Consider the following 13,713-nt stretch of genomic DNA (forward strand, 5'->3'; position numbering starts at 1 on the left):
CCACCTTTCTTCAAATCTACTTTGTAAAAATCGTTCGGTACGGTAAAACAGAAGAATCAAACGGCATCAGCATGATGCTGTACAAAATATAGCAAACCGCAATTCCGATATACATAAAGAAATTGGTTCGCTGATCAAAAATCCGTGTGAAATAAGGCAGTAAAATGAGCTGATACAGACCAAAGTAAATATGAAATCTTGCATAAATGACATCCTTCGTTGCAAGGATGCCAAACAAAAATCCAAGCAAGCAAAAATTCACAATATAATCACTCTCTGGCGTCAGCTCACGAAGTCGTTTTCGACAAAAGAACGCAAGCAATAACGGCAAAATCAAGACACCAATTTTCGTCACATTCATTCCATTCGTATTCGTTGTCAGCCACTCCTCGTAATGACCATAAGAACTCCCTTGCAGCATCACCACAAACACGGAGACAAAGCGGTCATACAGAGCGGTTAAGCCTAGAAAAATCATACATAACACAAGCATCATCCAAGACCATGCCTTTGTTCTGACGATGAAATAGACTGGAATCATAATGAGTGCCGAGGAATGAAATAGCGCGCATACAAGCACGAGCGGAAAATACCATTTCCACTGACCTTTGATGACAAATCGGATGGCATAAAAAAGAATCGCTGCCACCATATACTGCCGCATGCCATTAAACGAAGCGTAATAATGAAATGTGCCGAGAAATAGTAGCATACTAAGCTCAAATGGCCGTCCATATCGCACAAGTGTTTTGATAATAAAAAAATAGGTGATGATCCCAACTGTGATATACATGATTTGCGGCTCATGTGACAGTTGATTGAGCATCCATAAGATCAATGTAAAGCCCGGATCAGTGGCGGCCTTGTCTACACCGAATCCGAAAATATGCCAAGGCTTGTCATAGTTGACGGAGAACTCATACATTTGTCCATAGGTGACGAAATCAGTTCCTACTTTGTAGCGTATGCCCGCCACAATACAAAGAAATAAAAATGGAAAAAACACCAGAAGCTTGTTCGGCCGCCAGCCGCTTTGTATGGTATCATCACGTCTGCCATAAAATGCAGCAAAGCTCGACCATAAATAGACCATGATCATGTTCACCAAATAAACCGCCATCTGCCAATCCTTCCTTATAATCCATACACATTCATCACACGGGTGATGTTCTGTTTCACATCAAATCCTCTAATGCCAAGCTGAGAAATAATCGTCTCCTGAAGAGGAGGGTCTGCATGGTAGGCTTCTAGTATGGCTTTCATCCACTCATGTGCTGAATCTTGCAAGGACTTCCGTTTCACAAGCCCACAACCTAAATCGACTTCCTTTGTGATATGATCTGAAATCACACATGGGAGTCCAGATGCCTGCGCTTCCACTAATACGAGCGGAAGACCTTCAAACAAAGACGGCATCACAAACACATCAAATGCTTTCATATACTGCGGAACCTCTGAGACAACGCCCGTAAACACAATGTCTTCCATTAATCCTGCTTTCACTGCATACGATTCAACCACTGGCCGGAGCGGCCCATCTCCTATGAGAACTAGCTGAAAGGAGACCCCTTGTTTTTTCAGTGTCTGCGCTAATTCGATGAAAAAAACATGGTTTTTCTGCTCATGAAATCGGCCAATATGTCCAATGATCAGTTTTCTCTCGTGAAGATGGAGGTCTTTTTTCATCTTCACCTTCGCTTCTGGCTCCAACTGAAAAAAAAGGTCCAAATCAATCCCATTTGGCAAAATGTCCACTCGTCCATCGTGCATTCTTTTTTGTCCAAATAAAAAGACACCGGCATCTTCACCGCATGCAACAAGCTTCGTAGAAAAGGCAAAGATCAGCTGACGAAATCCTTTGAGCATCAAATGATCCACCCGGCTAGGAGACTGTTTCCAAGCCGTATTATGTGAATGGCAAATGCGTATCTTCACACCTGCCAGTTTCGCAGCAAGGGCAGAAAAGCCCGTTTGAAAATCTGTATGTGCATGCACCGCCTGATAAGGTCCCGTTTGCTTAATCGTCTTCGTCAACGTTTTGACAAACGTCCATGGAGAGGACGCTCCAATACTTGGGACATAAAAAATCCGCCCGCCAAGCTGACGAATTTCCTCATCGTAATCACAGACATCCTCTCGGTGGGTAATGAAATCAAATTGAAGAACATTTCGGTCGATTGCACGATAGATGTTCATGATCATCGTTTCTGCTCCGCCTCTGTTCATTCCGCCCACAACATGAAGTACACGCTTTGGCTCATTCATCCCGAATCGTCCTCCTTTTCACCATAGATCCTCCGAGTTTCCGTTGATGATAAAACCTCATGATCTTTGGTGACATACAGGCACGGATGACCGGCTTAAGCGCAAAGAGATAATCAAACGGCGACAATTTTAATTGCTTGCATGCTTTTAACACAAGCCAGGCATTGTCCATTGAGTATCGGAATTTCCGGCGCTGAAAGGCCGCTTCATCCTCCCTTACAAGGTATAAGGGCTCTTGCAGATTAAAGCCTTTTCTCCCCGCAGCAAAAAAACGAATCCAAAGATCGATATCTTCCATCCGTCTGGTTGTTTTTACAGAACGATAGCCATTTAAAGCCTTGTAGGCAGACGCTCTCATCATAATCGTCCCATGACAAAAAGGCGTTCCTCTTGCTAGCACCCTTCGATCAGGCTCTGAGACAAGTGCTCGAACGCCCTTCGTCCCTGACTCATCAAACACCGTCATCGCCGTACCAACCACATCATATTCTGGATGTGCTTCGAGGAAATGAACCTGTTTTTCTAATCGTGTAGACACTGATATATCGTCGCCATCCTGTCTTGCAATCAATTCTCCATTCGCTTCAGTGAGACAACGATTTAAACTGGCGGCAAGTCTTTGATTGTGTTCGTTTCGGATGAGGCGAATTCTATCGGGATCACGCATGGTATAGTTCAGCACTTTTTCATAGGTGCCATCTGTTGATGCATCATCACATATGATGAGCTCCCAGTTTTCATAGGTTTGACGGAGAATCGATTCAATGCTTTCTTCTACTGTATCTTGGCAATTGTAAACACCCATGATAATCGATACTTTCGGCTGACGCATGCTCACATCACCTTCTCTTTTTGGTCCATATACGTTGTGTAAATTTCCTCCATTGCACTTACCGTCTGCTCCTGTGCAAATGCGTGAGCCATAGAACGTCCCGCTTTCCCCATTAGGTGAAGCTGGTCCTTTTTATGATAGAGCTGTTGTAAATAAACGGCTAAACCATTCACATCATGCGGTTTGATTAAAAAGCCGTTCACTCCATGTTTGACGAGCTCACAATGCCCTCTATTTTCTGTTGCAATCACCGGCTTTTCAGCAGACATCGCTTCAAGAAGATTCATCCCAAGTCCTTCTCTCAAGCTGGTTGATACACATACATCGCTCATATGCATCCACTCTTCGATGTGTTTGCAAAATCCCGCAAACTGTACATGTTCCTCAAGATTCAGCTGACAGACCAGCTTTTCATAGGACGACCGACTTGTCCCTTCTCCAGCAAATACAATTTTCACTTGTGGTATATTCCGATACACCTGCGCGCAAGCTTTGATAAGCATTCCTTGATTTTTATTGTCATTTAATTCACCAGCACACAGTACGATAAAATCTTGCGTGGTAAAACCATATGTTTTACGAAGGCGGTCTTTTTCTTTGCCATCAACTGGTGCAAATCGCTTCATATCGACACCCATACCGGGAACATAATGCACAGCCGCCTTCTCTTTTGACAGACGATCGGCTCTTTCATAGTCTTCTCCATTAATGGTGATGAGTGCATCTGTATATTGAACGAGCCATCTCTCAACTGGATAATAAAGCAGCCAATTTTGAAGCGGTGCCCCCTTCCAAAAGTGAAAGCCATGCGCTGTGTAAAGAACTTTCGTCCCTTTTTTGCGTGTTGTTTTGGCCGCTAGCCTGCCAATGACACTCCCCATCGGTGTGTGACAATGGATGAACTGATAATGCTCTTTTTCTAACAGCTTTTTCAGCTCCACATAAGCAAGCCGGTTGTGCAGATGAAAAGGGGAACGCTGAATCGGAATGGAATGCGCTTGATCCACATACGGCAGCTCCAGCTGGCCATTTGCCGCTGTATGCACTTCCCATCCTTGTTCCTGAAACCACCTGAAATACGGGAGATGGAACGCCTTAAAATGATAATCAACCGTTGCGCAAAACAAGACTTTTTTCTTCATTGGCAAGTGGCTCCTCCTCTCGTTGCATCGGTTCAGGCAATACATCATGCGACTCAATGGCGGCAAACAAGGCCTGTCTTAATTGATCGTCATTCATCATGTTAAATTCGTGAATAAAGCGGTTCAGCACATACGGATCTCCATCCAAGGCATGCCCGATATGGATTTTCGGAAAAATTTGCTCCTGTGCTTTTTCATGCTGGTTGAGTAGCTCCTCGTACATTTTCTCTCCGGGACGAATCCCCGTAAATGTGATGGGAATCTGGTCTGTGGTGTAGCCTGAGAGGTGAATGAGGTTTTCTGCGAGGTCGACAATTTTGACTGGCTCCCCCATATCTAAAACAAAAATCTGCCTTCCTTCTGCTAGTGCACCAGCTTGAATAACAAGCCTTGATGCTTCTGGTATCGTCATAAAATATCTTGTCATGGCTGGGTGCGTAACAGTCACTGGTCCACCTTTTTCAATTTGTTTTTTAAAGATTGGAATGACACTGCCCCGGCTTCCGAGTACATTCCCAAACCGGACGGCGACAAATTTCGTTTCACTGCTTGCCCCCATTTGCATAATCACCATTTCAGCAAACCGCTTTGTCGCTCCCATCACATTGGCAGGGTTGACCGCTTTGTCAGATGAGATGAGGACAAATGTTTCAACTCCGTGCTCATGTGCAGCTTCTGCCACATTTTTTGTCCCGATAATATTGTTTTTCACCGCTTCTTTCGGGCTAATTTCCATGAGCGGGACATGTTTATGCGCGGCGGCATGATAAATCATATCCGGCTGAAAACGACCAACGATTTCACTCATTTTTTGTTTATCTTGAATATCCGCAATTTGTGGATATAGGCTAATGCTATCTCCATACAATTCTTTCAGCTCTAGTAAAATAGAATGAATGCTAAATTCTCCATGTCCCACAAGCACAATCGCCCGAGGGGCAAATACACAAATTTGACGACAGATTTCTGATCCGATAGACCCGCCAGCTCCTGTCACCATAATCGTTTTTCCTTTTAGGTGAACGGATAGACGGCTTGTATCTAATTGAATCGGCTCTCTTCCAAGCAAATCCTCTGGCTGTACATCCCGCAATTGATTCAGCGCATGGGTTCCTTTTAAAATCTGTTCCATTTCCGGCATAATCTGTGTTTTGATTCCAGTCGCTACACATTCCTTATACAGTCCTTTTAATGTGTGACTGCTTTTGGATGGAATGGCGATAATGATTTTTTGAATATCCATCATCGCAACAGCCGTTTGAATATGTTCTTTTCCCCCAAGAACAGGCAGCCCCATAATTTCAAGCTTATGCTTTGTTTTGTCATCATCAATGAAAGCGACCGGCTCAATATGTACATCACTCGACTGCTGAAGCTGACGAACGATAATGGTTCCGGCTGATCCAGCGCCAATGATTAGTGCCCGCTCCTTTTCAACTTGAAACCGCTTCGCACCATCATGAAACAGCCTGGATGCCATACGAGATGCACCGATGAATAACACATGGAAAAGCCAGACAATAAATAAAAAGCGAAATGGCCATGTCTGCACAAAAATGTACAGCATCGTCATGGAAAATAAAAATGAACACGCAAAGGTCTTCATTAAAGAAAATAGCTCTCTAACCCCTGTATAGGCCCATACTTGCTTGTACACGTGAAAAACATACGAAAACAAATGGTGCCCGATCAGTAGACTGAGCGAAGAAATGACGAGCATTTCAAATGTATATACGGTTAACGCTGCCTCTTGAACAAATTGAAAGCCAAAAAAGACGGCAACTAAAATGAGATATGAATCTAGTGCCACGATGATTGATAATCTTTGGGCGTAAGTCAACGCTCCTCCCCCTTTTTAAAGCATCACTATTCTTACATAAAATGGGCATCAAACCCGTCCTCACATCCCACTACCGATGACGAGCATCTAAGGCATATGTCATGCCCACAGCAGGATCGAGTGCCTCCGTTGTTAAAGATTAGGAGACATCACCTATCAATCTCTTTAATACATATAGTGCCTTCCCTTTTTCACTTTCTTGCCATTTAGCATCGCCCCAAGCAGTTTCCCTGTCGTACCCTCTAATACTTCTTTTGATTTCTTCACAGCGGCAATCTTCGTTTTACCGCTTAACACCACAAGAATGCTTCCATCCGTCCGGTTTGCTAATATTTTTGCATCGGCTACAGGCAGAAGCGGTGTGGAATCCACAATCACCATGTCATACTGCTGCTCAATCTCGTAAAATAGCTGCTTCATCACAGAGGAGGAAAGCAGCTCAGCGGGATTTGGCGGAATGGTCCCACTCGGAAGCAGCTCTAAATGCTCAATCGGAGTAGGCAAAATGGCTTCCTCCAAACTGCAATTATTTAATAGCACATTGGTCAATCCGGTGTGCGGGCTTAGATCAAAATATTCATGAATGGCTGGTTTACGTAAATCAGCATCCATGAGCAAAACCCGTTTTTTCTGCTGTGCAAAAACAGCTGCCAAGTTTGCAGCCGTAAATGATTTTCCTTCCTTCGGCAAGGAGGATGTAACCAATATCGACTTCAGCCTCGTTTGAATCGACGTGAATTCGATGTTCGTTCGGATCGTTCGGAATTGTTCCGCAATGACAGAGTGAGGATTTAATACAGAAATACAGGATAAATCTCTTTTTTCTCTTTTTTTCCTCTTAAAAATCAATGTTCTGTCCTCCCGTTATGACGGACTGCTTGTCTTTTTTTGCCCTCCTGTCTGCATGCATCTGATAGACACTGCCGAGCGACGGCAATCCGATCTCTTCTCTTATTTGATGTGTTCGTTTCACCGTATCATCGAGTAAATTCATTAAGAAAATGAGTGTCATTCCCCCTAATACAGAGGCGCCTAGTGCCAGAACGATGTGAACGAATTTACGTGAGTTCATTAGTATCGTGTTGGACAGCTTGGCTTCAGACAAAACATTAATGCGATCCATATTCATGGTTTTTTTGATTTCTTCTTGCAGCACCTCTGTGGCTGTATTCGCAATGGCTACTGCCTTCGCTCGGTCCTCATCTTGTACAGAAATATTTATGACCTCTGACTCATTTTCTGTACTTGTGGCAATTTTGTGTTTTAATCCTTCAGCCGATTCTGTAAGATTGAGTGTTTCTTTTACTTTTTCAATGACGATTGGACTTTTTAATAGGACTTGAAAGGTACGTGTATATTGAAGGTTCATCTGAATATCGTTTAAATTCGCTTGTGCATCACTGCTTCGTTTATGAACAAGAATTTGAGTGGTTGCCTGATATACAGGAGTCGAGACATAGAACTGATAGTAGGCTGAAATGCCCGTTACGATCAGGACAATCAGGATCAGAAGGGCCATTTTCTCTTTTATGACAGAAAACAGCTGCTTAAAACCTATATTCTCATTCATAGATACCTCCCGATTTCATCATAAAAAGGTTATATATGGTTTCTTTTTGTTAATGATTGGATTATAAAAGATAATACCCGCAAAGAAAAATGTCATAATAGGTCTTATAGTTCTTTTTAAAGAACGAAATCGTTCGTTTTCTTTTGTTTACTTCCTGTTTCTTACGTTTTTGAATTTTATAAAGAACAATTTATTTCTTATAATGAACGAAAAGGTCGCAGAACGATTCGCCGGGGAGAAGGGAGATCATATATCGAATGATTGGAAAGGTGATACGCATTTACCGAAAGAGGAAAGGATACTCAATCCAGCAGTTGGCTGAAGATGCCCATGTCTCTAAATCATATTTGAGTAAAATTGAGCGTGGTGTCCATCGTAATCCATCTGTCCAGTTTTTAAAAAAGGTATCCTCATCACTAGACATTGATTTACAAGAGCTGTTTGATGCAGAAACGATGATGTTTCATTACGCTGAGGGCGGTGAACAGGAGTGGCGGGATCATATCGTTCATGCCGTCCAATCCGGCATGCCTAAAGAAGAACTGTATCAGCTGCTCCAAACCTACAGAAAGGAGCAGGAAGGAAAGACATTGCATGTCCATCATAGAAAGTTGACCGACTCAAATATGTCAGAATGGAAGCGTCTCATGAGTGAAGCAAAGGCCATTGGCTTAACCATCGAGGAAGTGAAAGCGTTTCTTACCAATATGGGAGAACACCGGGCGTAAGCCACTGAGATCAAACCAATTTGCGGGGAGAGGCGCTTGTCGCTTCGATGAAATAGAGCCTTTTTATATGAAAAGGCTCTGTTCAGTTTATGGACAAAGGGCTAAAATGAACTTATTTTAGCCCTTTGTCTTCTTTTCAGCGTGATAGCAGTCTAGGAAGGACAGCTACTTTTGCGGAGCGAATTTGACATTCGTGAGTACCTGCGCAGGACTGACACCGAATGCGAGGGTTTCTCTACACGCTGATAGCCTTTTTGCATGAAAAGGCTCTGTTTTCTATTATTCTTCTTTTTTTGTTCGTGCTTTTTTCGTAATATCATTGTTCTTCCAATAGGCCCATAGTGATGTGATGCCAAGAAAGGCTAACGTAATGAATTGCTGCACACCTTCTTCATCAATTGGAATTGGGCTTTTTCCTGCAGCAGTGAGAGCGCTGTTCACAAGTGCCAATAAAAGCAGCACAAGCCTCGCTATAGTGCCTGCACTAATTTTTTGAACCTTCAATGTAACCCCTCCCCTTATCCTTTCATACGGGCGATACTGCTCGTTCCCTCTCATATGTATGCAAAAAGCGAATGAATAGAAGAATGAATCAAAAAAAGAGACATCATTCCTAGATGCGGAATGATGCCTTGATTTATGTGCTGATTATTTAGAGAACATCTTTTTTGCTTCATCCATTGCCATTTTGTTGCCTAAAGCTGAATAATCTAGCCATGGCTGATCGGCAATCGGATACACTTGGTTTTTCTTCACAGCTTTTAGGCCTTTCCAAATCGGCGTCTGCTCTAACTGTTTGAATGCCTGTTGCGCCTTATCATCACGGTTCACGACGACAAAAATAGCATCTGCATCAAAGTCAGGAAGCACTTCTTGAGAAATGACTTCAAATGGACGTTTGCTGTCCAGTTTTTTCACACCATCTACAGGTGTCAGTCCTAAATCATCGTATAAAATTGGCCCCATCGGACGTTTCATACTAAATACTCGAAGCTCTTTTGCTGTTACACGAATTGCCATCACTTTTCCATTTCCAATCTTTTTCTGGATAAGTGATTTGACTTCTTTTGCTTCTTGATTGTAGTCCTTAATATATTGATCGGCTTCTTTTTCTTTATTGACGAGCTTGCCGATTTTTTTTAAATGATCACGCCATGTGCCATCATTTAAATTAAACACTTCGGTTTTGGCGATTTTCTTGTATTTTGATAAGTCTTGTCCAGCCAGTTCTTCATCGACGTAAATGACATCTGGTTTTAAAGCAAGCAATGACTCCATATCAGGATCTGCTGCGATGCCCAGCTTTTTCGTCTGGCTAAGCTGCTTCTTCGCATGTGGAAGGAAATCTTTTAAGTCTCCCCCTACAACAGAGCCAGCAGGTTTTATCCCGAGTGCTAATAAATCATTTGTTAAATGAATCGACAAGGATGCAATCTTAGGTGTTCCGTTTTCATCTTGATTTGTTGTCTTCTTTGTTTCCTGTTGACCACAAGCGGCCAGAATCAAGAAACAGAGCGTTAAACCAAACACAAGTACTTTTTTCATGATGAGTTCCTCTTTCTTATTTTGTTTTTGTTAGTAAATAGAGAAAATAAGGTGCTCCGATAAAAGCCACAACCACACCCGCTGGGATGGCATTTGGGGCAAATATGGAACGTCCGAGTGTATCAGCACTGACCAAAATCAACAATCCAAGCAAGGCGCTCACTGGTAAAAAATATTGGTGCAGTGAGCCGACAAGACGCCTCGCCAAATGAGGTGCAACAAGGCCAATAAAACCAATTCCGCCTGTCATCGATACACTTGCACTCGCTAGACCAACAGCTAAGGTGAGAAGAAAAAGTCGTTTGCGCTGTACACGTACTCCGACACTTGAGGCGACGGCATCACCTAATGTTAACGCATTGAGTGTGCTGGACTGCATGAGCGTAAGCGGGACAAGACATACGATCCAAGGCAGGAGCGCAAGTACATGAATCCAGTCTCTTCCCCATACATTTCCCACAAGCCACCTTGAAGCGAAGGTGTATGTATCTTCATCCAGTTTCAATGACAAATATAACGTCAATGCACTAAACCCCGCAGCTACGGCAATTCCAACAAGGATCAGCCGGATAGGTACAAGCCCTTCATGCCTGTCGTACGCAAGAAGAACGATGACTGCCGCCGCAAGTAGGCCACCACCAAATGTAAAGAGCGGAATGAGTAAAGATGGATTTCCTTCTAGTACGTGAAAATACGTCACAAAGATGATTAAGCCGAATGCGGCTCCTGCATTCAGACCGATAATCCCAGGATCGGCAAGTGGATTGCGGGATAAACTCTGCAAAATGCCACCTGCGATACCTAGACCTATTCCAGCTAGTATCGTCACGACGATTCGAGGCAGACGATAATCAAACAGCACCGTCTCACTTTGGAAATCTCCAAAGCCAAATAACGTTTTGACGACAACGAGAGGACTGAGTTTCAGCGTGCCGGTATTTAAACTATACAGCACAACAGCCGCACTCAGACAAAGCAAAACGGCTGTCACGACAAGAGCACGCCGTTTCTCTTTCATGACAGGTTCCTCCCTTCTTTTCTGGCAATATATAAGAAGAAAGGAACACCAACAAGTGCCACCATAACGCCAATGGCAAGCTCTCTTGGCGGATTTACTGTCCGGCTGGCAAGATCAGCGAAGACGAGAAGCATTGCGCCTAAAATCGCTGACATCGGAATGACGAAACGATAATTGACCCCAACCAACTTTCGTGCAATATGCGGAATGACAAGCCCGACAAACCCAATAGACCCAACCGCCGATACAGACACGCCTGCCAGCAGAACCGCAGCAGCCATACCTAGTATTCGCACTTGCCGGGTTTTCACCCCTAAATTCGCAGCTACATCTTCACCAAGTGATAATAACGAGAGGGATCGTCCTAATAACATCGCCCAAACGATAACAATGAGAATGACTGGAGCAAGGATCACCAGCTGCGGCCATTTGACACCTGCCACACCCCCTGCATACCAAAAAGCCAGATCCTGACTGAGATCAAAGTAAATGGCGATACCCGAGCTTAGCGCATGCAGCAATGCGGCAACAACAGCTCCAGCTACAGTGAGCCGAAGTGGGGTCAGTACGCCGCCAGCCGCCCCAATGGCAAAGATCAGCAGCGTACTGAGAACGGCCCCCAAAAAAGAAAATAACATCAATGCCGAATAAGGCATTCCTGGAAAAAAAGCAAAACAGAGAGCGACTACAAACATCGCACCGCCGTTAATGCCTAATATCCCCGCATCTGCCAGCGGATTTCTTGTAATGCCTTGCATCAGCGCACCTGCCACAGCAAACGCCGCTCCAACAAGCGCCGCTCCTAGCACACGAGGTAGCCTTAATTCATGAATGATCTGCTGCTCTGTCACATGAGGCTGATAGTCAAACACAGCTGTCCAGACCGTTTGCAAAGACAATGACTTTGCACCGTAGGAAACAGCCAAAAACATAGCCGCCAATAAACCAATGACAGCGAGAAAAAACAATAAAAAGAACAAAATAGGTGATGATCGTTTTTGTTGAGATGTTCGCTTATCCGGCAAAATCGGTGTCATCCTTTTCTTCATTAAAAGTCAGTTTGAAAATGAGAATCATAATCATCAAAATTATAGCCGTCAGCCTCTGAAAAATCAATGTACGGCTCAATTTTTTAATTATTGAAGGTATTGGTGGACGGCAAATAAGAGAATTCTTTCCTTCTGCTTTTTCTCGTTCTGAAAGACCTATCATTTTTTACAGTAGTTTAATAGGAAAATAGTTGACATTCCGCATGAAAATCCCCTAAAATTACAAAAGTAAGTCAAATGTTATAAAAATATTACAAACAGATGTCAAAGGAATAAAGAATGACCCGTCATGAGAGGAGAATTGAAAGTTGTGTCAGTAAAGGGAAAATGGAGTATCATCCTATTTGCGCTTGCCATCGTCATTGGAGCAGTTGCATTCTTTCAAAATCAGCAAGCAAGCGGTACAGAGAAGAAAAATGTGAAGCAGGATACGAATTATAAAAATGTTGAAATTGTCACTCTTGTAAATGACGGGAAGTTTATGAGATATGCGGTGAACTATCCACTTTTTCATCAAAAAAAGCTAGATGACAAGATTCAAAGCTATGCGAATTCAGCATTAGAGCATTTCAAAAAGACATTTAGTGAAGCAAAGGACATTGATGAAAACAAACGGTTTGAACTGAATATTGACTATGACATGGTGCACTATGCAAAACAATCTGCGGCCATTTATTTTACGACCTACACATATACAGGTCAGCAAAATGGAACCACTCATCACGTCACAATCAATTTCGATTTTAAGAAAAAAGACTTTCTTGACACAAAAGATTTATTTCAACCAAAAAAGGACTATTTGAAAAAATTATCCTATATTACATACACGGAGCTTAAAAAAGATAAAACCTTGTCTAAGGATCTATCACTCCTTCAAAAAGGAACAGCCCCTACTGATCAAAACTTCAGTCAATTCGCCTTAAAAGAGAAATATATAGAGTTCTATTTCCCAGCTTCTCAAGTAGCCGCGAAGGACTTAGGTCCACAAACGCTGGCGATCAAAAAGACGCTACTAAAAGATATCTTGAAGCCGGAATATATGAATAAGACCAAAAATCAGAATGAAATCAAAGAACCAAATCCAAAAAGAAAAGCCGTCAAGCTGCCGCAAAAGCCAAAGCTTGATCCGAATAAAAAAGCCATCGCACTCACATTTGATGACGGTCCAAACCCAGCCACAACTTCAACCATTTTAGCAGCGCTGAAGGAAAATAAAGGACACGCCACCTTTTTCGTATTAGGAAGCAGGGTTCAGTATTATCCTGGAATGCTTGCCGACATTTTAAAGGGCGGAAATGAGATCGGAAACCATTCATATAACCATCCTTTATTAACGAGACTCCCTCTAAAAGAAGCGGTCAAACAAGTAAAAGACACGCAGAAACTGATTGAAAAGGCCAGCGGTTATACTCCTACGCACTTTAGACCGCCATATGGAGGAACAAATCCCGACATCAATCAAGCGGTTGGCATGAACGTTTCATTGTGGGATGTCGATCCTGAAGACTGGAAAATTCGCAACAGCCAGCAGATCACAAACCATGTTCTCTCACATGCAGCAGATGGCAAAACCGTACTCATGCACGATATTTATGACAGCTCTGCTCGAGCAGCAGTGAAGATCATACATGAACTGACCAAACAAGGCTACCAGCTTGTCACAGTCAGCGAACTTGAACAATTGAAAAAAGAACGAAACGAACAGACCCCTGTGCAGTAAACAC

The 13,713-nt window shown here is 43.0% G+C and carries 13 protein-coding genes; 2 read left to right on the forward strand and 11 right to left on the reverse strand.

Features of this window, described 5'->3' with window-relative positions:
* Positions 1-16: 16 nt before the first annotated feature.
* The 7 genes from BA79_RS05610 to BA79_RS05640 all read right to left on the reverse strand — a co-directional run bounded on the left by BA79_RS05610 (position 17) and on the right by BA79_RS05640 (position 7,649).
* Positions 17-1,120, reverse strand: a complete 1,104-nt coding sequence (locus tag BA79_RS05610; protein ID WP_035701465.1) for an EpsG family protein — start codon at positions 1,118-1,120, stop codon at positions 17-19.
* A gap of 14 nt (positions 1,121-1,134) precedes the next feature.
* Complete coding sequence (locus BA79_RS05615) at positions 1,135-2,265, reverse strand: glycosyltransferase family 1 protein (RefSeq protein WP_035701468.1); 1,131 nt, start codon at positions 2,263-2,265, stop codon at positions 1,135-1,137.
* A complete protein-coding gene (epsE, locus tag BA79_RS05620; protein WP_035701471.1) occupies positions 2,258-3,097 on the reverse strand; it encodes a glycosyltransferase EpsE in 840 nt (279 codons plus the stop codon). Before epsE ends, BA79_RS05615 begins: the two co-directional genes overlap by 8 nt.
* Before the next feature lie 2 nt (positions 3,098-3,099).
* Positions 3,100-4,239: a glycosyltransferase family 4 protein gene (locus BA79_RS05625; protein WP_035701474.1), complete on the reverse strand. Its 1,140-nt coding sequence runs from the start codon at positions 4,237-4,239 to the stop codon at positions 3,100-3,102.
* A complete protein-coding gene (locus tag BA79_RS05630; RefSeq protein ID WP_035701475.1) occupies positions 4,205-6,079 on the reverse strand; it encodes a polysaccharide biosynthesis protein in 1,875 nt (624 codons plus the stop codon). Before BA79_RS05630 ends, BA79_RS05625 begins: the two co-directional genes overlap by 35 nt.
* A gap of 165 nt (positions 6,080-6,244) precedes the next feature.
* Entirely contained in the window at positions 6,245-6,928 is a 684-nt protein-coding gene (locus BA79_RS05635; protein WP_008347761.1) for a CpsD/CapB family tyrosine-protein kinase, read from the reverse strand.
* Positions 6,918-7,649 (reverse strand): YveK family protein, encoded by a 732-nt coding sequence (locus BA79_RS05640; protein WP_007500132.1) that lies wholly within the window; start codon positions 7,647-7,649, stop codon positions 6,918-6,920. The genes BA79_RS05635 and BA79_RS05640 overlap by 11 nt, the downstream gene beginning before the upstream one ends.
* A gap of 257 nt (positions 7,650-7,906) precedes the next feature.
* On the opposite strand from BA79_RS05640, the gene slrR reads away from it, so the two are divergent.
* Positions 7,907-8,377, forward strand: coding sequence for an HTH-type transcriptional regulator SlrR (gene slrR, locus BA79_RS05645; RefSeq protein WP_007500131.1), 471 nt, complete (start codon positions 7,907-7,909; stop codon positions 8,375-8,377).
* Between the two features lie 279 nt (positions 8,378-8,656).
* Here the strand turns inward: slrR and BA79_RS05650 are convergent, their stop codons facing one another.
* The 4 genes from BA79_RS05650 to BA79_RS05665 all read right to left on the reverse strand — a co-directional run bounded on the left by BA79_RS05650 (position 8,657) and on the right by BA79_RS05665 (position 11,989).
* Positions 8,657-8,881 (reverse strand): phage holin, encoded by a 225-nt coding sequence (locus BA79_RS05650; RefSeq protein WP_008347764.1) that lies wholly within the window; start codon positions 8,879-8,881, stop codon positions 8,657-8,659.
* A gap of 144 nt (positions 8,882-9,025) precedes the next feature.
* Positions 9,026-9,922, reverse strand: coding sequence for an iron-hydroxamate ABC transporter substrate-binding protein (locus BA79_RS05655; RefSeq protein WP_007500130.1), 897 nt, complete (start codon positions 9,920-9,922; stop codon positions 9,026-9,028).
* 16 nt (positions 9,923-9,938) lie between these two features.
* Positions 9,939-10,940 (reverse strand): FecCD family ABC transporter permease, encoded by a 1,002-nt coding sequence (locus BA79_RS05660; protein WP_017359188.1) that lies wholly within the window; start codon positions 10,938-10,940, stop codon positions 9,939-9,941.
* Complete coding sequence (locus BA79_RS05665; protein ID WP_035701477.1) at positions 10,937-11,989, reverse strand: FecCD family ABC transporter permease; 1,053 nt, start codon at positions 11,987-11,989, stop codon at positions 10,937-10,939. The genes BA79_RS05660 and BA79_RS05665 overlap by 4 nt, the downstream gene beginning before the upstream one ends.
* Positions 11,990-12,299: 310 nt before the next feature.
* On the opposite strand from BA79_RS05665, the gene BA79_RS05670 reads away from it, so the two are divergent.
* Entirely contained in the window at positions 12,300-13,709 is a 1,410-nt protein-coding gene (locus BA79_RS05670; RefSeq protein ID WP_035701478.1) for a polysaccharide deacetylase family protein, read from the forward strand.
* Positions 13,710-13,713: the final 4 nt, after the last annotated feature.

The organism is Bacillus altitudinis 41KF2b (assembly GCF_000691145.1).
In the GTDB taxonomy this organism is placed as follows: domain Bacteria; phylum Bacillota; class Bacilli; order Bacillales; family Bacillaceae; genus Bacillus; species Bacillus altitudinis.

Bases quoted from the DNA above. Each gene is read 5' to 3' on its own strand.
- BA79_RS05610 (WP_035701465.1), bottom strand. From the start codon at position 1,120: ATGGCGGTTTATTTGGTGAACATGATCATGGTCTATTTATGGTCGAGC.
- BA79_RS05615 (WP_035701468.1), bottom strand. From the start codon at position 2,265: ATGAATGAGCCAAAGCGTGTACTTCATGTTGTGGGCGGAATGAACAGA.
- epsE (WP_035701471.1), bottom strand. From the start codon at position 3,097: ATGCGTCAGCCGAAAGTATCGATTATCATGGGTGTTTACAATTGCCAA.
- BA79_RS05625 (WP_035701474.1), bottom strand. From the start codon at position 4,239: ATGAAGAAAAAAGTCTTGTTTTGCGCAACGGTTGATTATCATTTTAAG.
- BA79_RS05640 (WP_007500132.1), bottom strand. From the start codon at position 7,649: ATGAATGAGAATATAGGTTTTAAGCAGCTGTTTTCTGTCATAAAAGAG.
- slrR (WP_007500131.1), top strand. From the start codon at position 7,907: ATGATTGGAAAGGTGATACGCATTTACCGAAAGAGGAAAGGATACTCA.
- BA79_RS05655 (WP_007500130.1), bottom strand. From the start codon at position 9,922: ATGAAAAAAGTACTTGTGTTTGGTTTAACGCTCTGTTTCTTGATTCTG.
- BA79_RS05660 (WP_017359188.1), bottom strand. From the start codon at position 10,940: ATGAAAGAGAAACGGCGTGCTCTTGTCGTGACAGCCGTTTTGCTTTGT.
- BA79_RS05665 (WP_035701477.1), bottom strand. From the start codon at position 11,989: ATGAAGAAAAGGATGACACCGATTTTGCCGGATAAGCGAACATCTCAA.